General features: G+C 64.9%; 20 protein-coding genes and 5 pseudogenes. All 25 read right to left on the bottom strand.

Translation table 11 applies throughout. The annotated features are described in order from the left end of the window. Nucleotides 1-71 precede the first annotated feature (71 nt). Nucleotides 72-746, bottom strand: a complete 675-nt coding sequence (locus tag ACHMWU_RS10805) for an SDR family NAD(P)-dependent oxidoreductase (RefSeq protein WP_396043592.1) — start codon at nucleotides 744-746, stop codon at nucleotides 72-74. Further along, nucleotides 688-1593 (bottom strand): cyclase family protein, encoded by a 906-nt coding sequence (locus ACHMWU_RS10800; protein WP_396043590.1) that lies wholly within the window; start codon nucleotides 1591-1593, stop codon nucleotides 688-690. The genes ACHMWU_RS10805 and ACHMWU_RS10800 overlap by 59 nt, the downstream gene beginning before the upstream one ends. Then, nucleotides 1590-1811, bottom strand: a complete 222-nt coding sequence (locus tag ACHMWU_RS10795) for a hypothetical protein (protein WP_396043588.1) — start codon at nucleotides 1809-1811, stop codon at nucleotides 1590-1592. Before ACHMWU_RS10795 ends, ACHMWU_RS10800 begins: the two co-directional genes overlap by 4 nt. 34 nt (nucleotides 1812-1845) lie before the next feature. Next, entirely contained in the window at nucleotides 1846-3066 is a 1221-nt protein-coding gene (locus tag ACHMWU_RS10790; RefSeq protein ID WP_396043586.1) for an NAD(P)-binding domain-containing protein, read from the bottom strand. Nucleotides 3067-3200: 134 nt separating this feature from the next. Continuing rightward, the gene (locus ACHMWU_RS10785; protein WP_396043584.1) at nucleotides 3201-3368 is read right to left on the bottom strand and encodes a hypothetical protein; all 168 of its coding nucleotides are present in this window, start codon (nucleotides 3366-3368) and stop codon (nucleotides 3201-3203) included. After that, nucleotides 3365-3601 (bottom strand): hypothetical protein, encoded by a 237-nt coding sequence (locus tag ACHMWU_RS10780; protein ID WP_396043582.1) that lies wholly within the window; start codon nucleotides 3599-3601, stop codon nucleotides 3365-3367. The genes ACHMWU_RS10785 and ACHMWU_RS10780 overlap by 4 nt, the downstream gene beginning before the upstream one ends. 274 nt (nucleotides 3602-3875) lie before the next feature. Then, nucleotides 3876-4493: a TIGR03619 family F420-dependent LLM class oxidoreductase gene (locus ACHMWU_RS10775; RefSeq protein ID WP_396046646.1), complete on the bottom strand. Its 618-nt coding sequence runs from the start codon at nucleotides 4491-4493 to the stop codon at nucleotides 3876-3878. A gap of 187 nt (nucleotides 4494-4680) precedes the next feature. Further along, nucleotides 4681-5346, bottom strand: a complete 666-nt coding sequence (locus ACHMWU_RS10770; RefSeq protein WP_396046644.1) for a hypothetical protein — start codon at nucleotides 5344-5346, stop codon at nucleotides 4681-4683. A 13-nt stretch (nucleotides 5347-5359) separates the two neighbouring features. Further along, nucleotides 5360-5791: pseudogene (locus ACHMWU_RS10765) on the bottom strand (MmgE/PrpD family protein); the annotation flags it as partial. Nucleotides 5792-6033: 242 nt separating this feature from the next. After that, nucleotides 6034-6366: a 3-hydroxyacyl-CoA dehydrogenase family protein gene (locus ACHMWU_RS10760; protein WP_396043580.1), complete on the bottom strand. Its 333-nt coding sequence runs from the start codon at nucleotides 6364-6366 to the stop codon at nucleotides 6034-6036. Between the two features lie 170 nt (nucleotides 6367-6536). Continuing rightward, nucleotides 6537-7232 carry a 3-hydroxyacyl-CoA dehydrogenase family protein gene (locus ACHMWU_RS10755; RefSeq protein WP_396043578.1) on the bottom strand — a complete coding sequence of 232 codons (696 nt, stop codon included), beginning with the start codon at nucleotides 7230-7232 and terminating at the stop codon, nucleotides 6537-6539. Then, the gene (locus ACHMWU_RS10750) at nucleotides 7232-8110 is read right to left on the bottom strand and encodes an enoyl-CoA hydratase/isomerase family protein (RefSeq protein WP_396043576.1); all 879 of its coding nucleotides are present in this window, start codon (nucleotides 8108-8110) and stop codon (nucleotides 7232-7234) included. The genes ACHMWU_RS10755 and ACHMWU_RS10750 overlap by 1 nt, the downstream gene beginning before the upstream one ends. Next, the gene (locus ACHMWU_RS10745) at nucleotides 8107-8841 is read right to left on the bottom strand and encodes an acetate--CoA ligase family protein (RefSeq protein ID WP_396043574.1); all 735 of its coding nucleotides are present in this window, start codon (nucleotides 8839-8841) and stop codon (nucleotides 8107-8109) included. The genes ACHMWU_RS10750 and ACHMWU_RS10745 overlap by 4 nt, the downstream gene beginning before the upstream one ends. Continuing rightward, nucleotides 8804-9778, bottom strand: a complete 975-nt coding sequence (locus ACHMWU_RS10740) for a hypothetical protein (protein WP_396043572.1) — start codon at nucleotides 9776-9778, stop codon at nucleotides 8804-8806. The genes ACHMWU_RS10745 and ACHMWU_RS10740 overlap by 38 nt, the downstream gene beginning before the upstream one ends. A gap of 109 nt (nucleotides 9779-9887) precedes the next feature. Next, nucleotides 9888-10199 (bottom strand): annotated as a pseudogene (locus tag ACHMWU_RS10735) (CoA-binding protein); the annotation flags it as partial. Between the two features lie 2 nt (nucleotides 10200-10201). Then, nucleotides 10202-11379, bottom strand: a pseudogene (locus tag ACHMWU_RS10730) (acyl-CoA dehydrogenase family protein). Beyond that, complete coding sequence (locus ACHMWU_RS10725) at nucleotides 11376-12194, bottom strand: N-acyl homoserine lactonase family protein (RefSeq protein ID WP_396043570.1); 819 nt, start codon at nucleotides 12192-12194, stop codon at nucleotides 11376-11378. Before ACHMWU_RS10725 ends, ACHMWU_RS10730 begins: the two are co-directional and overlap by 4 nt. Then, the gene (locus tag ACHMWU_RS10720) at nucleotides 12187-13089 is read right to left on the bottom strand and encodes an NAD(P)-dependent oxidoreductase (RefSeq protein ID WP_396043568.1); all 903 of its coding nucleotides are present in this window, start codon (nucleotides 13087-13089) and stop codon (nucleotides 12187-12189) included. The genes ACHMWU_RS10725 and ACHMWU_RS10720 overlap by 8 nt, the downstream gene beginning before the upstream one ends. After that, nucleotides 13086-13811, bottom strand: a complete 726-nt coding sequence (locus ACHMWU_RS10715) for an aldehyde dehydrogenase family protein (RefSeq protein ID WP_396043566.1) — start codon at nucleotides 13809-13811, stop codon at nucleotides 13086-13088. The genes ACHMWU_RS10720 and ACHMWU_RS10715 overlap by 4 nt, the downstream gene beginning before the upstream one ends. After that, nucleotides 13735-13956 carry an aldehyde dehydrogenase family protein gene (locus tag ACHMWU_RS10710; RefSeq protein ID WP_396043564.1) on the bottom strand — a complete coding sequence of 74 codons (222 nt, stop codon included), beginning with the start codon at nucleotides 13954-13956 and terminating at the stop codon, nucleotides 13735-13737. The genes ACHMWU_RS10715 and ACHMWU_RS10710 overlap by 77 nt, the downstream gene beginning before the upstream one ends. Continuing rightward, nucleotides 13956-14570 carry an aldehyde dehydrogenase family protein gene (locus ACHMWU_RS10705; RefSeq protein WP_396043562.1) on the bottom strand — a complete coding sequence of 205 codons (615 nt, stop codon included), beginning with the start codon at nucleotides 14568-14570 and terminating at the stop codon, nucleotides 13956-13958. Before ACHMWU_RS10705 ends, ACHMWU_RS10710 begins: the two co-directional genes overlap by 1 nt. A 288-nt stretch (nucleotides 14571-14858) precedes the next feature. Then, nucleotides 14859-15035, bottom strand: a complete 177-nt coding sequence (locus tag ACHMWU_RS10700) for a hypothetical protein (RefSeq protein ID WP_396043560.1) — start codon at nucleotides 15033-15035, stop codon at nucleotides 14859-14861. A 327-nt stretch (nucleotides 15036-15362) separates the two neighbouring features. Next, a pseudogene (locus ACHMWU_RS10695) lies at nucleotides 15363-15899 on the bottom strand (TIGR03619 family F420-dependent LLM class oxidoreductase); the annotation flags it as partial. Between the two features lie 185 nt (nucleotides 15900-16084). Next, a pseudogene (locus ACHMWU_RS10690) lies at nucleotides 16085-16902 on the bottom strand (CoA transferase). After that, on the bottom strand, nucleotides 16860-17336 hold the full coding sequence (locus tag ACHMWU_RS10685; protein WP_396043558.1) for a CoA transferase: 477 nt from the start codon (nucleotides 17334-17336) through the stop codon (nucleotides 16860-16862). Before ACHMWU_RS10685 ends, ACHMWU_RS10690 begins: the two are co-directional and overlap by 43 nt. Nucleotides 17337-17356: the final 20 nt, after the last annotated feature.

Genomic DNA, 17356 nt, shown 5'->3' with positions numbered 1-17356 from the left:
CACACCAGACACCTGGAGCTGCGCCCAGACGCACCCTCACGGGTCGCAGGCGCAGCTCCAGACGGCGGCTCTCAGTGCTGCGACATGCCCCCATCGACGGCGTAGACGGTACCGGTGATCATGGCTGCGTCGTCACCCATCAGGTAGACGATCAGCGACGCGACCTCGTCTGCGGTCGCATCACGCCCGATCGTGCCCGGGGCGCTTCCCGATACCGCCGGAGCGCCCTTCTTGTTGCGGACCAGGTCGATCATGGGCGTCGCCGTCGGCCCCGGAGCGACCAGGGTGGCCCGGATGTTCTCCGGCGCATATCGATACGCGATGTGTCGGGTCAAGCCCGCCATCGCGTGCTTGCTGGTCACGTACGCGGCACCTCCCGTGCCCAGAATCGATGCGACCGATCCCACATTGATGATCGCTCCCCCTCCAGACTCGCGCAGCGCGAGCACGGCGTGCTGACACATCATGAAAGTGCCTCGCACGTTGACGTCGATGACCTTCGCGAAGGTCTCCGGCGAGACATCTTCGAGCAGCGAGTCCTCCAGCATGGTCAACCCTGCAACGTTCGCAATCGCGTTCAGCGGTCCCAGCTGCACCTTGGTCTGCTCGAACAAGCTCTGCACACCTGCCGCGTCAGAGATGTCAGTGGCTTGGATCAGGTGGGAGCCCGGATCGAAGTCGATCGCCTCACGGATCTTGTCCGCATCGAGATCGGCGAGCGCCAGACGCCACCCGGCCGCAGCCAAGCGGTTGGCCGTGGCCAGGCCGATGCCAGATGCCGCACCGGTGACGATCGCAACCTTGGGCGACACCGCCTCTGTCGGGGAGCTCACTTGATCGCGATCGGGTTGATCGGCGAGCCCACAGCACCAGTGATGCGCAGGGGCGGTGCAACGAGCTGGAACTCATAGCGTCCATCCGCAGCACAGTCGGCGGCAAGGGCATCGGCTTCCAGTACTCACCGAACTGCATGCCCATGTCGCGCAGGCACAGCAGGTGCATCGGCAGCAGATTGCCCTCCAGCTCCGACACCGGGTCTTCGACCTGCGAGTTGTCGCCAGCCACAGCAGCAACTCCCCGCTCATGCAGCCACTCCGCGCACCGCCAGTTGAGGCCGGCAGACGGAGACTTGTCACCCGTGGCGTAGAACTTGGTGGTCCAACCCGTGTGCACGAGGACGATGTCACCCTCCCCCACCTCGACACCTTGCTGCTTGGCCGCTTCGGTCAGCTCATCGGGCATGATGTGCTCTCCATGCGCGCAGTGCATCTCCTCACCGCGATACTTGACCATGTCGAGCAGGACGGCCCGCGAGGTGATGCCCTTGACATCGACCTTGTCGATGCTGCGCTTCGATGCACCGAAGCTCGTGACCGACGACGCCGGGTAGCCGTTGTACAGCTTGTCTTCGTAGTACACGTGCGCCAAAGCGTCCCACTGGGTTGCGGACTGCAGGTGCATCACGACCATGTCGTCGTTGTACCGCATGAGATCGCTGCCTACCATCATGGCGCCTTCTTGCCAGCGGCGGTTCGACGAAGCCGATCCAGCGAACTCCACCAGCGACTTCCCGTCTCCGCCGTCGACAGTCATGGCGTGCAGAGGATTCCGTCGGAACAGCAGATCCCCCTGGGACCGGAGTCACCGAAGTCCATGCCGAGCGCAAACACCTTGCCCGCTGTCGCGAGCGCCGCCCCTGCAGCGACCTTGTCACTGGTGATCAGGTTGAGGGTGCCCAGTTCATCGTTCTCGCCCCATCGGCCCCAGTTGCGGACCCGATCGGACATCTTGCGCCAGTCCTGCATGCTCACTTCTCAGTTTCCCTTCTGGTCTTCACCAGTCATCTCAGCCACGACTTGCATGGCAACGAACTTGGAGTACTGCCGCACCTCGTAGAGGCCGCCGCCGGTGAACCGAAGACGCGGGTAACCCGACGGCTGGTACTGAAGGCTCCTTTCGTTGCGATGGTCCAGACCGCCGAGCGGCGGCAGCTGGCTGACGACCTCCTCGCCCAGGAAGACCTGCGAGGCCTCGCGCAGCGACTCGAAGCCGGTGGCGCACACGACCAGGTCTGCCTCGAGCTCCGACCCATCGCTCAGGACGATCCCGTTCTCGGTGTAGCCGGTCAGTCCCACGCCAGAACGCAGCTTGATCTTGCCGTCGATGAGCAGTTGCGAAGCTCCCCGCGTCGATGTAGTAGTTGCCGGGGCCACCCTCTCGGATGCCCAGCGACAGCAGCCCACTGTTCGGTCCAACGACCGGGTCACCGGCGATCGGCTGAAAACCGACACCGCGCAGGCCGTCTAGGAGCTCCTTGTCGATCTCAGCGATCTGAGCGGTCTGCGCAGGCGCCATCTGCATCGCCAACGGCCACGGGAACGACATGACCTGCAGATCGAGCCACTCCTTCGGCAGAGCGTCCTCATGAAACTCCCCATACAGGACGCTGTTGCCGCCTTCGCGACTCATGATGTACGAGCCGCTGCGCTGAATCATCGTGACATCGACGCCGCGGTGATAGAGGTCTTCGGCGATGTCGTGGGCACTGGTGCCCGCTCCGACAACGACGGCCTTCTTGCCCTCGAAGCCGTCAGCCGACTTGTACTCCTGTGAATGCAGAATCGTGCCCGAGTACACATCGGATCCGGGCACGTCTGGAAGCTTGGCCTTGCCGCTGAACCCTGTGGCGACGATCAGCTCTTCGGGGTGCAGAACTCGCTGACCTTCGGGAGTGTTGATCGTGACCGTCCAGCGCTTCGCGTTCGGATCGAACTTTGCATCGACGACTTCCGAGCTGGTCCAGACATTGATGTCCGATGCCTTTTGGAAGGACTCGAGCCAGTCACCGTACTTCTCCTTGGTCGGGTACAGCGGCCAGTTGCTGGGGTACGACAAGAAGGGCAGCCGTCGGCCGTGGCGGGCGGAGTGGAGCACCAGCGCGTCGTAACGGTTGCGCCAGTTGTCACCGACCCGCTCGTTCTTCTCGATCAGGAGCGTGTCGATGCCCATCGTCTCCAGGCACGCACCTACCGACAGGCCACCACCGCCGGCACCGATCACGAGCACCCGCGGATCCGAGCGATCGTAAGCTCACTTCTCGGCCTGGCGTACGTGCCACGGCTCCAGGTGCGCATCGCGGTCGGGGCGTCGGCGGCGATGACGCGTCTGCATCGGGTGGCTCTTGAGGGCGTCAGCTGCTGTCAGAACCGTCCACGACCGGTACTCGCCATCGGCCTGCTTGACCAGCCGAACGTGGCCCCGCGCGATTCGATGGCCCCTGTCTCAAAGCTGAAAAAGCCCTCGATCCAGCCCATCTGGCCCGCATCGACAAAGGTCGGACTGGGATCAGAGATCGCCGAAGCCTTCACGACGGGACCCTGCGGCGCTGCCTCCACGAACGACACGATGCCATCGGGCGACTGGGCCTCGCCAGCTGCCAGTCAAGTCCGACGAAGTCGCGCCACCAGCCGTCAGGCGCGATGAGCTCTTTCAGCCCGGGCACGCCCGGAGTCGTCAACGCAGCGGCGAACTTCGAGAACCACTGCTCGAAGACCTCCGCCGCCATGGCGTCGGTGTTGGTGTTGGGGTCTAGATCTGTCATGGTCACTGGTGTCCTCCTCGGACGTCGCCTTGCTGCGTGGTGGTGTGGGGGGTACGGCTAGGGGAAAGGACAGGTCAGCTCACCACCGACAAGACCTTGCTTCCGTATTTTTTCGATCGATCGCACGAGAGCATCGCGACCCGGGTCTCCTTGGCGGGTCGCCCCGTCTGCCTCCCAAGGTGACGTGAACACAGCCGTGACGCCAAGATCCTCGAGCCGCGCAATATCGTCGACCGTGGGGACGTGGTCGAGGCCGAGCATGATCTCGAAGTCATCACGATCGGCCGTGCCAGCTTCTTGGCGATACTTGTTCAGCTGGATCACAAGCTCCCTCGGCGCGCTCGAGCGAGTACTCCACGCCGATCCAGCCGTCACCCAGCCGGGCTGCGCGTCGCAGGGAGACAGGCGCATCGCCACCGACCCAGATCGGGATCAGCTTCTTGGGCGCGGGGATCATCGAGACAGGAGGGAAGTCGTGGAACTCGCCGTGAAACTCTTGATAGCCGCCTGACCACAGCAGGCGGCAGATCTCGATCTGCTCGTTGAGCCGCTTGCCTCGCGTATCGAAGTCCTGTCCGACCATCTCGAACTCTTCGCGCATCCAGCCGACGCCCACACCCAACGCCACCCGGTCGCCAGACAAGACCGCCGCCGTGGACACGGACTTGGCTACTTGCATCACGGGCCGCATCGGCGCGATATAGATACATGTGCCGAACTTCAGCGTGGTGGTTGCGCCAGCGAGCGTGCCGATCGTCACCCATGGGTCAGGCCAAGGATCGGTAGGAGCCCACATCGAGTCGGCTATCGGATACCCCGAGTTCAGGACCTTCGGATAGATCATGTGGTCCGACACGTTCATCCCGTCAAACCCTGACGCTTCAGCTGGCAGCCGCGGCGAGCAGGTTCTCAGGATTCAGGAACGCCGAGTGGAGGTACGTCTTCATGTGAGCCCCGTCTTGTCATCGCGATGCCGGAACGAGTGGAAATCGCATAATCGACTAACTATTCGACTTCTCGAATCATGCCGGGCCAAGACGTGTGTGTCAACCGTCACACCGCCACGAGTTCTGCCTGGGTCAGTGCAGGCTCAGGCCCAGGACCGAGGACATCTCTCGCAGACCACGCACCTCGGCCAAGAGCGACGGCGCGCGGTCGCCCAGGACCTCGCGCGTCGCATCCAGGAACTTGTTGTCGATACGCTCTGCCGTCAGAGGGTTCTGCGGGCTGCCCGATCGATCCGGAACCCTCTGCGACCACTCCGAACCGGACCTGTCGGACAGCTCGATGCTGGCACCACGTCGTTGCGGGAAGGCGGCCTCGAACTCATCACCGACTCGCAAGCAGATTCGCGTCATCAACGAAGCGACCTCTGGTGGGACCTCCGGTACCACGATCGTGCTTTCGCTGACTTCACCAGTCACCAGAGCGGTCGCCGCCAGGTACGAGATGCTGAAGCGACGTTCTGCCACCGTGCGGGGGGCGGGTATCCCGGCGACCTCGATCGCAGTGCGGTATGTGCTCACGTCGACTGATTCGACATCGTCGGAGCGAAGCCCTGCTGATCGCAGCTCGAGAACCGCGTCGATCACGGCGAAGGTGTGGCCGCAACATGGATACGGCTTGACCGAGATACCTTGGATGGCCAAGACATCCTCGACCGGCGCGCGGCTGTGCTCCCACTCCGACGGAGCTCCCCGTCGCCGCCCCAAGCCCCGCCGCGCCCTCAAGCGCGTCGAGCGCACCAGTGACGCCTCCCACGGCCGATATCGCCGCGATCACGCCGGCCTGTGCGGCATGACCTGCGTGCAGCGGCTTGCCCATGGCATCGCGCCGAAACGTCTGCTGAAGCCCGGCGGACATCGTGGCCGCGAGGGCTAGCGCGTGACCGAAGACCGACTCCTCTGCTCCCAGCACTTCGACTGCCGCAGCGGCCGCAGCGATGCTGCCGACCGTACCCGTGGTGTGCCAGTGCTCGTAGTGACGGGGGCCGAGGTCAGCTGCCACCCGGCAACCGACCTCATAGCCCACCAGCACCGCCCGCAAGAATGTCTCGCCCGGCGCGTCAACATGGTCGGCCATGGCCAGTGCGGCAGCAACGACGGGCGCTCCGGGGTGGAACAGGCCCGGCGCGTAGATGTCGTCGAGCTGAAGGGTGTGAGCGGCGGTCCCGTTGATGAGTGCGGCCATCGACGGATCGGCCGATCCTGACGCTCCCACGAGCCGACTCCGACCCCCCACCTGTCCCAAGAGCCCGCAGCGCGCGTGCTGGTGTCTCATCACTGCCTCCGATGGCGACGCCGAGCCAGTCGATGACTGCGCGCTCGGTAGCCTCGAGCAGCAGACCCTCGATAGGTCGCTGCCGCAGTGTCAGAGCATGTCTGGTGAGCGTCTCGATCACCGTCGGTGGTGTGGTGTCAGTGTGTCCAGGGTCAGCCATCGTGACGTACCTTTCTCAACATCTCGGCGATCAGATCGTGTGGCACCGGCTCGCCACTCACCTCGGTCAGTCGTTGCAATCCACGAGACAGGCAGTTCGATTCGAGACCAGAAGCCCACCACAGGGGCCCCCCGGTGTGGCGTGGGAATCCGAATCCGTGGATCATCGCGACATCAACGTCGCCCGGATGCCGCACGACGCCCTCGGCCACCAACACTGCTGCCTCAGCGACCATCGCCAAGACCAGCCGCTCGACGATTTCGACATCGTCAACGATCCGTCGTTCGATGCCCTTACGCTTCGACTCAGCGATCGCGAGCTCCACGACGTCAGGGTCGTCCACAGGCGTCGAAGCGGAGTCCGGATAGACGAAGTAGCCGCATCCGCTGACCCGTCCGAGCCGCCCTGCCTCGAACAGCAGGTCGGGAATGTCGACGTACCTGCTGAGCGGGGCGCAGATCGTGTGATGGCGTTGCCGCCAGGTACGAGCCACCGTCAGCCCCAGAGGTCCGCCGTCGCGAACGGTCCCATCGCGAAGCCGAAAGTGCGAGCGGCGGCGTCGACCTGAGCCGGCGTCGCGCCGTCCTCAATCAGGTATTCAGCGTGGCGGCGCGATGCAGCGAACAACCTGTTACCGACGAATCCCTCTGCGGCTTGCGCGACCACAGGCTGCTTGCCCAGCCGCACAACCAGGCCAAGCGCTGCAGCCACTGCGACCGGATCACTGCGACGGGCACGGACCACCTCGACCAGCCGCATGGCCGGAACCGGATTAAAGAAGTGCATCCCGATGAGCCGGGTTGGATCCTTCAGCCCGTCGGCCATTCGCTCCACGTCGAGGTACGAGGTGTTGGTCGCCAGAACCGCGCGACCGTCGACGACCGCCTCGACATCAGCCAGCAACCGACACTTGAGGTCGAGGTCCTCAAACACGGCCTCGATCACCAGATCGACGTCGGCGACCGCGTCCAGCTCCGTCGACCGGGAGATCCTCGAGATCAGTGCGGCGGCATCAGCCGGGCCGATCCGACCTCGATCGACCGAGCGCTGCGCGATGGCAGCCAGCGAAGTGGTTGCCACGTCGAGCGCGGATTCGTTCTGGTCGACCAGGGCGACGTCCTGGCCTGCCGCGGCAAGCACGTACGCGATCCCGATGCCCATGCTGCCCGCACCTATCACCGCTGAGCTCATCAGTCGTGGGACGGCCACTCCCCGTTCGACAGCTCGCGAGCCCGCCGCTCGCTCGGCGAAGAACACGTGCCGAAGAGCGGCCGCCTCGGGCCCCAGTCGCAGCCGGTCGAAGACCGCCCGCTCGTCCCTGAGCAGCTCGGCTGCCGAAGAAGTCCCCGCTCTCCGCACGAGACGCACCGATTCGGCCACCTGAGGCCTGGACGGCGACTGGGAGGTGAGCTGCAGCGCCAAGGTCTCGAACTGGTCATCAGGTGCAGCGAGTGGAATATCAAGCAGCACCCGTTTGCCCCTGTCCGAGCCCATGACGTTGCGACCGAGAGCAGGTCGTCGGGCTCGACCACGGCGTCCGCGATGCCCACCTCGGCTGCCTCGCGAGCTGTGAGTCGAGTACTGGCCACGATGAGCTTGAGGGCGCGGGCTCGACCGGTCAACCGAGGTAGTCGCTGAGTACCGCCGGCTCCGGGCACCATGCCCAACGACACCTCGGGCAGACCGACGCGGGCCCGATCCGTGAAGATGCGCGCATCGCAACCGAGTGTCAGCTCGAACCCGCCTCCCAGTGCGTGCCCGTCGATTGCGGCGACGACCGGCTTGGGGCTGGACTCGATCGCAGCGATGACCACAGGCAGCAGCGGGGCCGGGAGCGTGCCGCCGAACTCGCGCAGGTCTGAGCCCGCGATGAACGTCCCGTGATCACCGATCACGACCATGCCGATCAGCTGAGGGTCACGATCGAGCTCAGCGATTCCGTCAAGAAGCCCCTGCCGCACCTGAGCCGAGCTGGCATTGACCGGCGGATTGTCGATCGTCAGCACCAGGACGTCGCCATCGCGATGCCGTCGGACGATCGAAGCGATAGTCCCCTCGACGCCGGTCATGACGAGATGACGGCTCGTCGTACGAGTGCATCGACTGCGACGACGCCCTCGCCTGGCCGGAGCACGAGCAAGGGGTTGACCTCCGCTTCAATGATCGGTCCCCCGCTCGACAATGCAAGACGAGACACCGAGACGATCGCCTTGGCGAGAGCTTCCAGATCGCCGCGCGGAGCGCCACGATAGCCGTCCAACGCGCGAAACGCGACGACCTCCGCGACCATCTCGCGGGCCACGTCCAGATCAACGGGAGCCAGCCTGACGCTGCGGTCGTGGTAAAGCTCGGCAAGCACGCCGCCCGCGGCCACCAGCACGATCGGTCCGGCATCAGCGTCGAGTCGGTATCCGACGAGCGCCTCGCCGACACCGTGAGCCATGCTCTGCACCACGAGTCGATCGACCACGATGCCAGGAGCCTGCTCGCTCACCGCTACGCAGATGTCGTCGATGGCCAGTCGGACGCCGCGGGCGTCCTGCACGTTCAGGACGACGCCGCCGATGTCCGACTTGTGGGCGACGTCGGCGGACAAGATCTTGACGACCGTCGGGCCAGGAACGGGCAACGCGGTACACGGCTCACCGACCGTCACGACTGCGTGCTCCGCCACAGGGACCCCCGCGGCCTCGAAGATCGCGTACGAATCGACCTCGTCAAGCACCTCACTGACAGCGCCAGGATTCGGCCAGCTGATCGCCTCATTGTCGTCGACGCGGGGATCTCGACGCGCGAACACCGATACCACGGCATCGGCACACGACTCGGGCGTGCGAAAACGCCGACACCCCACTGGCACGCAACATTCGCAACGCATCAGGCGCAGACGGCACCACGAACGACGCCAAGGGGCCCCCGTCGCCGACCGAGTCGGCGATCGGCTTGACGGCCAGCTCGGGCTGGAAGCGCGCCGAAGACCCCGGCACGGCGACCACCGCGTCGAACTCGCGCGCCGAGAGCACCACGTCGAGCGCGCTCTTCATGACGTCGTACCGGGTTCCGGCCAAGGTCAGGTCGATGAGCGCGCCGTGACCGGCTGCGATTCCGGACTCGGCGAGCCGAGCGATCGTCTCGGCCGATGGCCCGCTGAGATCGGCGCCACGGACGGCGAGGCAATCGACGGCCATCGCCCCTCCCCCTCCGGTGGTTGACACGACGCACACCCGCGGACGCTTCGTGCTGGCACCGAGCTCGACTGCGCGGGCGAAGTGCTGTCCCTCGAGCAGGGCCTCGAACGTCGTGACTCGGGCAATGCCCAGGTCGGCCAGCAACGCATCGGCCACGGCGTCGTCCCCCGCCAGCGCTCCGGTGTGGGAGACCGCGAGCCCGGCACCTTCGGCCGAGCGCCCCAACTTGTAGGCCATGACGGGTTTGCCCCGCTCGGCTGCCGCGCGGGCGAAAGATCGTAGATGTCCGGCACCGGTGATGTTCTCCATGAACAGCGCATAGCTCTCGATCGCGGGGTCGTCGACCGTCGACAGGCAGATCTCACCCAAGGTCAGGTCGAGCTCGCCGCCCGTCGACACCAAGCCGCGGAATCCGACCCCCATCTCCTTGCCACGCGACGCCAACGCGCCGATCGCGCTGCCTGACTGCGACGCGACGAAGACGTTGCCTGAAGGCAGATCTGGCTCCGCGAACGCCGCGTTCGCCGTGAGGGTGAACCCATCTGACAAGGTAGCGACGCCCAAGCTGCTGGGCCCCAGCAAGCGGAAGCTCGGAACGGTCTACTGCTTCGCGGAGCGCCGCGACCCTGCGCAGGCTGTCGGCCGAGCCATCCACGAAGCCGTCCGCCATCACCGTCGCGACCTTCACGCCCAGCTCGGCACACTCACGGACGGCGTCGACCGCCGCGTCGGCGGCCGTCATGATGAACGCGTGCTGAGGCACCACCGGCAGCTGCGACAGGGAGGACCAAGCCCGCTCTCCCTGCACGGTGTCTCTCACCGGATTGATCGCGAAGAGCTCACCTGCCCAGCCATTGCGCCGCAAGTACTGCATAGGCCGTGCGGTGTTCTTGTCAGGCGAGTCTGAGGCCCCGACCAGGGCGACCGAGGTCGGCTGGAAGAGCGCCTGGTACAGCGCATCGGCCGTCATGGTCATCGCGCGGCACGCTGGTCGAAACGTCGGTCGAACACCGACTCGGCAATCCGGTTCTTGAGCACTTCGATCGAGCCGCCAGCGATCATCCAGCCGCGTGTGCGCCTGAAGCAGTACTCCACGAGCGACTCCTTGCTGAATCCGGTCGCCCCCATGGCCTGCACCGCAACATCGGCCGCGCCGTATCCGGCCTGGTTCGCGGCAAGCTTGGCCATCGCGGTGTCTTGCGCCGACGGCAGCCCTTCCTGGTCTCCGCGCACCGCTGCGCGCTGCAGCAACAGCTGCGCGGATCGAGCTTGACGGCGGCCTCGGCGAACATCCACTGCAGTCCTTGGAACTCCGCCAACGGGCGGCCGAACTGCTGCCTGACCAACAGGTGCTGGGTGGCTTCATCGAAGGCGAATCGTCCGACCGCGAGCGAACGCGACGCATTGCCCAGACGCTCGACGTTGAAGCCACTGATTTGTTGCTTGAAGCCGCCTTCGCCCAGCAGCACCTGGGTCGCCGGGATGAAGCAGTCCTCAAAGTAGAGCTGGCACCAGTGCTCGCCGTTCATGAACTGCGATGGCTCGCCGATGGTCAGGCCATCGGTGTCCCGATCGACCAGCACCGACCCGATGCCGCCAGTCCCGGGCCCGAAACGGACGTAGACCAGGAAGACAGTCGCCTCGGCACTGTGGGTCGAGAAGACCTTCGTGCCATTGATCACGAAGCCGTCTCCCTTCGCGGTGGCCGTCGTGCGAAGCTCTGTGACCGCCGAACCAGCCTCTGGTTCGCTCATGCCAAGACCGATCAAGGACTCGCCCGCAAGCAACGACGGCAGGTAGCGCTCCCGCTGCGCGTCGGTGGCGTACTCGGCGAAGGTGCGGATCGCGCCGAAGTTGCCAGCCTGGATCACGTCGGCACTTCGGGGGCAGCCCTTGGCAACCGCCTGGATCGCGGTCACTGCCGCGAGCAGCGAGGCTCCCTGCCCGCCCTTCTCCTCAGAAATCGTGAGCCCGAGCACTCCCATTGATGCCATGGTGCGCGCGACGTCCCAGGGATATGCGTCGGAGTGCGCGCGGGCGAGTGCGTCGGGGGCGGCTTCTCGGCAGAGAACGACTCGATGTTGCGACGGAACTCGTCGATCTCGGTGGGCAAACGAAAATCCATGCGTGTCTCCGAACTGGGTGGTCAGTGGGCGATGTCGAGTGGAGGGCGGTCGAGCGCGACCACGCCCTCGGGCAGACCCGATTGGGTACCTGCATAGCGTTGGAAGACGTGGGGATCGTGGCCCGGAATGATGTGATCGAGGCTGTCGGCCAAGATCGCCAGGCGGTCATATCCTTCAAGCATTCGTTCGAGGTCGAAGATCGCCGGAAACGGGTTGCGCTCGGCGAAGTTGTCGTAGTAGTGCAGTGCGTCGGAGGCGAGTACGACCCAGCCTCGTGCTGTGTGCACGCGCACCACCTGAAGTCCTTGGGTGTGGCCACCGATCAGATGCACGTGGAGCCCTGGGGCCAGCTCGAGATCGCCATCAACGACACGGACCTGCCCTCGGTGGAGTCGCCGGACGACATCGACGATGTCGTCAACCTCGAAGAAGTGATTGCGAGCAGGCCTGGCCATCGACGAGCTCGTCACGTACTGCAGCTCCTCGGACTGCACGACGATCTCGGCGTGAGGGAAGTCCCCCACGTTGCCGGCGTGGTCGTAGTGCAGATGCGAAAGCACCACCACGTCTACCGTGCCGGGATCCAAGCCCAGCTGCCGCACGGCCTCCGCCGGAGTGCGCTCCAAGGACCGTCCTCTGCGTCGCCCGGCCTGCTGCTCGAACCCGGTATCGAGCACGACGAGGGTGGTGCCGTGACTCAGCACCCACATCGTGAAGTCGAGAGCCATCTCGCCCTCACGGTTGCCCGGATCTACGAAGTTGTCGCGCGCCGGTCGCGTCGCCGTACCCAGACGCACCGCCCAGACGTTCCAGTCGGGCGGATCGCCGATGTCAGCCACGACCGTCGACGATCCGGATCATCGCGGGATAGTAGCTGAGCCCGTAACCCGCGTCTCGGGTACGCTCGAGCAGCGACATGGTCTGACGCGCAGCATGGGCCGCGATCTGCTGGTCGTCGGCGAGGCTCAGTGCCAGAGCGAGGTCCTTGATCGCGTAGTTCGTGGGGAATGCCTTCTCCGGGAACTCGTCGGGAATCATGGTCGCCGTCGCAGTCTTGCGCAGCGCAAAGCTGTCGGCCGAGCCAAGAGCAAGCGTCTCGAACAACAGGGCACCGTCCACACCGGCTGCACGCCCGATCGTCATCGCCTCAGCCAGCGCGTTCATGTTCAAGAACAAGACCATGTTGTTCACGATCTTGATGACTTGACCATTGCCGACGGCACCTGCGTGGATGACGTCACTGCCCATGCAGGACAGCCACGGCTCGAGCTCGGCGAACTGCGCATCGGTCGCTCCAACTGTGATCAGCAAGGTCCCGTCCTGGGCCGCTTGCCGCATACGTGCCACAGGAGCGTCGACCAAGGCGACGTCTCGTTCGCCGAGCACCTCAGCCAGGGCCCTGGTCCGAGTCACGTCGCTGGTGCTCATGTCGACGATGATGCGGGGAGGTCGTGGTCCCGACGCCAGCTCTTCGCAGACCGACTCGACCTGATCGATGCTGGGCAGCGACAGGAAGACGATGTCGCTGCGCGCCGCGACATCACCGACGTCAGTTGCAGGCAGACCACCTTGATCGACGGCGGATGCCAGAGCCTCGGCCACCGGGTCGAAGACGATGACTTCTGTCCCGGACTTCACCATGAGGTTGGCACACATCCCTGACCCCATCACTCCCAGTCCGATGAAGCCAAGAACGGTTGTTGACATGGACGCTCCTTCGATCGAGCTGGTCACGACGTGGCCATGATGACGCTCTTGAGCTGCGTGTAGTGCAGCAGCGCCTCGGTGCCCTTTTCGCGACCGAGTCCGCTGTTCTTGTAGCCGCCGAACGGCACCTCGACCCCCGCACCGGAGTAGCGGTTGATCTGCACCTGCCCCGCCTGAAGTTCTGCTGCCACGCGATGGGCGGTGCCGATGTGGGCTGTGAAGACTCCAGCCGACAGTCCGTACTCGGTGTCGTTGGCGATCGCGACTGCCTCGTCGACGGTGTCGAAGGCGATCACTGACTGCACGGGACCGAATACTTCCTCGCGCGCAACAGGCATGTCGTTCGTGACGTCACGCAATAACGTCGGCGCCACGAAATGACCCTTCGCCGATGCTGCAGCCGTCCCCCCTCCGGTGACCACCTGCGCACCATCTCGACGCGCCTGATCGACGATGCCTTCGACTCGTGCCCTCTGCCGCGCCGATATGAGCGGACCGAGGTCTGGATCCTGGAGGCCGTGTCCTACCGACAGCCCGCCGATGTGGGTCGCGACACGCTCGACGAAGGACTCGTAGATCGTGCGGTCGACCAGCAATCGCGTCGTGGCGAAGCAGGACTGACCTGAGTTGCGGATCACGGCCAATGCACCAGCCTTGGCTGCGACCTCGAGATCAGCATCGGCGCAGATGATGGATGGAGACTTGCCCCCAGAGCTCGAGATTGACTCCGACGATGCGCTCGGCGGCAACCGCTCCCACGCGTCTGCCGGCGATGACCGAACCTGTGAACGTGATGTGCCGCACGAGCGGGTGGGTTGTGAGTGCTTCCCCGGTCGTCTGACCCACGCCGAGAACGACGTTGCACAGTCCGGCGGGTAGCCCAGCCTCGATCATCAGAGCTTTCTGCCACGCAGTGTTGTCAGCGGGGTCAGCTCAGAAGGCTTCACGACAACCGAGTTGCCTGCAGCGAGGCACGGAGCCACGCCGCGGGTCATCTGCGACAACGGAGCGTTCCACGGAGTGATGTGCGCGACGACTCCGTAGGGCTCACGAACCGTGTACGCGAACGTGCCATGGGGCTGGGGGATCGTCTCACCGCCGAACTTGTCGGCGGCACCCCCGTAGTACTCGAAGTAGCGAGCGCTGACTGCGATGTCCGCTCGCGCCTGCGACAGCGGCTTTCCCGAGTCGACCGACTCGAGTCGTGCCAGCAAGTCGGCGTTGGCGCGCAGAGAGTCCGCGATGCGCAGCAGGATGCGGCCACGATCGGCCGGATCACGTCTGGCCCAGTCACGGCCCACGGTGGCGGCGTCCTCGATCGCCGAGGCGACGACGTCAGGCGAGGACTCTTCGAAACGAGCCACGATCTGCTCGGTGGCAGGGTCTTCAACGTCTCGGACGAGCCCGCGGCCTGGTGGGGTCCATGCCCCACCGATGAAAGCGGTGAGCAGGTCCGGCAGGTTTGCGCCGCGGAGGGCGTCGACCTGCTCGGTCTCGTCCAAGGTCATGCGTTCACGTCCGATCCGGGGTCTGACACGTGCGGGCACCTGCGTTCGGATTATATATAATCATGAATGCCTCCCAACACCAACCAGCCCTCCCAACGAACCCCGGCCCGACCCGTGGGGGCCGGGCCGGCGAGCTCACCTGGCCTCGAACAGCACTGCGACCGGTGGCGGATCAGAGCGGATGGCACCAGACATGTTGAACGTCCCGTTGACGGCGCGAGCCGTGGGCCGTGCGCGACGGCCGCCAGGTCGTCGGACTCGATCTCGTACAAGGCAAGATATTTGCTGTCACCAAGGGGAGCTGGGAGGATCTAGCTGGGTATCCGACACCACGTACCGATTGGCGTCGGTGATGCCCGGGATCTGCTTGACCTCGTCCAGATGGACGTTGTCGTACCAGTCGTTGTACTCGTCCTCCTGTGCGGCTGTCGTCGGATTGCTGAGCACGACCAAAAGCGCTTTCATCTACTCGCCCTCTCCTGTCATTCGCTTGATATGAGATTTTCGACACACTAGTACGACTAAGTGCAATCAGTACACCTCATCGCAGAAGTTCCTCACGCGCGCAGCAGACGTCACAGGGCTCAGATCCAAAGCCATGGGCGCGCCCCGAACCCCGGTGATGCGGGGCGCGCCGCCGCCAATTACAGGTTTGCGGCCTGCCAGAACGCTTCCAGCTTGTCGAAATGGTCCTGGATACCAGGTAGTACCTCGCCCTGCCGCGACATTGTTCTGACAACAAGGTGCGAGACCTCCAGATCACGCCACGTGTCGACCTGGCTACGCCACTTGTCAGGGTCGCGATGCACTGTCATGCCGCCTTCGATCCCGAAGGTCGCCGGATCCCGGCCAGCATCGGTGACGCACCGACGCAAGAGGCTCGACGTTCCGCTGAGCCTCTTCTCGATTGACAGCAGGGAGCAGGAAGCCATCGGCGAGTCGCGCTGCACGCCGATACACGATCTCGTTGTAGCCCCCGAGCCACAACGGGATCGGTGCCGAAGCACGTGGCAAGATGCCCGCTCGATCGATCCGGTGCCACTGGCCGTCGAAGTCGACGACGTGCTCAGTCCACAGGCGACGAATGACCTCTATCTGCTCCTCCTCGCGCTTGCCGCGATTGGACCACGATTCGTTGAGCGCTTCGTACTCGACATGATTCCAGCCGGTTCCCACCACCATGCGGAACCGGTTGCCAGACAAGATGGCGACTTCGACGGCCTGCTTGGCCACCAGGGCGGTCTGCCGTTGCGGAAGTACCAGCACGCCGGTCGCGAACTCGATCCGGCTAGTCACCCCAGCCAGGTAGCCGAACAGCACGAACGGCTCGTGAAGGGCGTGTTCTCGTCGTACGGACCATCAAGTGGCCGGTCCCGACCGGCATGCACTGCCCCGAGCACGTGATCGGGCAAGATCAGATGGTCATACCCGATCTCCTCGGCCGCCTGCGCGAAGTCCCCGCAAGAGGGCAGGGTCGTCCCCGATGTCCGTCGTCGGAAACACCGCACCGATCTTCATCGATCAGCTCCTTGCAGCTCAGCTGCGCCGCTGCGCCCAAGTCGATCAAGCGCTGCCGGGTCGAGGCCGAGCAGATCGGAGAGCACCTCGCGTGTGTGCTGGCCCAACGTGGGTGGACAGACCGGCTCCACGACAAGGCGCGCTGAGCTCTGGGCCGCAGGCCGCATCACGCTGACCTCGACTCCCGCCGGGTGTGGGACGACCTTAACCATCTCGCGATCGGCAACCTGAGGATGCTGTACGGCTTCGGCAACCGTGTTGACCGGTGCGGCGGGGATGCCGACTTCTCCCAGCGCCGACACGAACGCCTCGCGGCCCCAACCCGCGATGATCGGACCCAGCTCGCGGCGAGCCAGCAGGCGCAGTTCCTCTCCGCCCGATCCAGGCACGCCCTCGAGCTGTTCGTACAGCTCGGCTCTACCCAGCAGCACGCACAGCGCACGCAGGCCAGGACCCATCGGAACCGAGAACGCTACGTCACCATCGCTACACGAGTAGACGCCATTGACGCCCCGTCCGGACGTCTCGGTACCCAACCGTTCGGCGACCTTTCCGCTGAGAAAGTAGGGCATCGACATGTGGACATCATCGCTGTCGCGCAGTCGAGCATGGAGATGTCCAGATGCTGCCCCTCGCCGGTGTACTCGCGCTGGCGCAGTGCGGCCATGATCGACAGGGCCGCGTTGTAGCCCGCTATGAAGTCGGTGATGCTCGGACCGATCTTCGTCGGACCTGCACCCGGCTGGCCTTGTGGCTTGCCCGTCACGTCCATCATGCCCGAGACAGCCTGGATGGTGGAGTCGAATCCCGCCAGATCCCGGCTCGGCCCGGTGAGCCCGAACCCCGTGATCGAGCACCTGATGGCTGACGATTCGCCCCGGCAACGATGGTGTCGTCCAGACCGTGCTTGGTGAGGCTACCCGGCCTGGCATTCTCCAGGAGCACGTCAGCTCGACCGATGCGCTGCAGCAGGACCTCACGCCCCTCGGGACGGGTGTAGTCGAGCGCGACCGATCGCTTGTTCCGGTTGGTGCTCAAGTAGTAGGCCGACTCCTGCGTCTTGTTGCCTTCAGCGTCGAGGAGATGAGGCCCCGACATGCGCATGAGGTCACCGCCGACCGGGTGCTCGATCTTGATGACATCGGCTCCGAAGTCGGCGAGCAGCTGCGCGGCCCAGGGTGCAGAGATGAAGCGTCCGACCTCGATCACCGTGATGCCCTCGAGTGGCAATCTGGTCTGCCCGTTCACCGGCTCGCTCCAGAGCCACT

Origin of the sequence: Aeromicrobium sp. UC242_57 (assembly GCF_044452305.1) — a bacterium.
Classification (GTDB): domain Bacteria; phylum Actinomycetota; class Actinomycetes; order Propionibacteriales; family Nocardioidaceae; genus Aeromicrobium.
Note: the sequence above shows the minus strand (reverse complement) of the source record. Positions and strands in the feature narration are given on the sequence as shown.

Excerpts from the sequence above, each read along its gene's own strand:
- ACHMWU_RS10700 (WP_396043560.1), bottom strand. The coding sequence starts at position 15,035 with ATGAAAGCGCTTTTGGTCGTGCTCAGCAATCCGACGACAGCCGCACAG.
- ACHMWU_RS10750 (WP_396043576.1), bottom strand. The coding sequence starts at position 8,110 with ATGACCGGCGTCGAGGGGACTATCGCTTCGATCGTCCGACGGCATCGC.
- ACHMWU_RS10800 (WP_396043590.1), bottom strand. The coding sequence starts at position 1,593 with ATGACTGTCGACGGCGGAGACGGGAAGTCGCTGGTGGAGTTCGCTGGA.
- ACHMWU_RS10780 (WP_396043582.1), bottom strand. The coding sequence starts at position 3,601 with ATGACAGATCTAGACCCCAACACCAACACCGACGCCATGGCGGCGGAG.
- ACHMWU_RS10755 (WP_396043578.1), bottom strand. The coding sequence starts at position 7,232 with ATGAGCTCAGCGGTGATAGGTGCGGGCAGCATGGGCATCGGGATCGCG.
- ACHMWU_RS10710 (WP_396043564.1), bottom strand. The coding sequence starts at position 13,956 with ATGATCGAGGCTGGGCTACCCGCCGGACTGTGCAACGTCGTTCTCGGC.
- ACHMWU_RS10705 (WP_396043562.1), bottom strand. The coding sequence starts at position 14,570 with ATGACCTTGGACGAGACCGAGCAGGTCGACGCCCTCCGCGGCGCAAAC.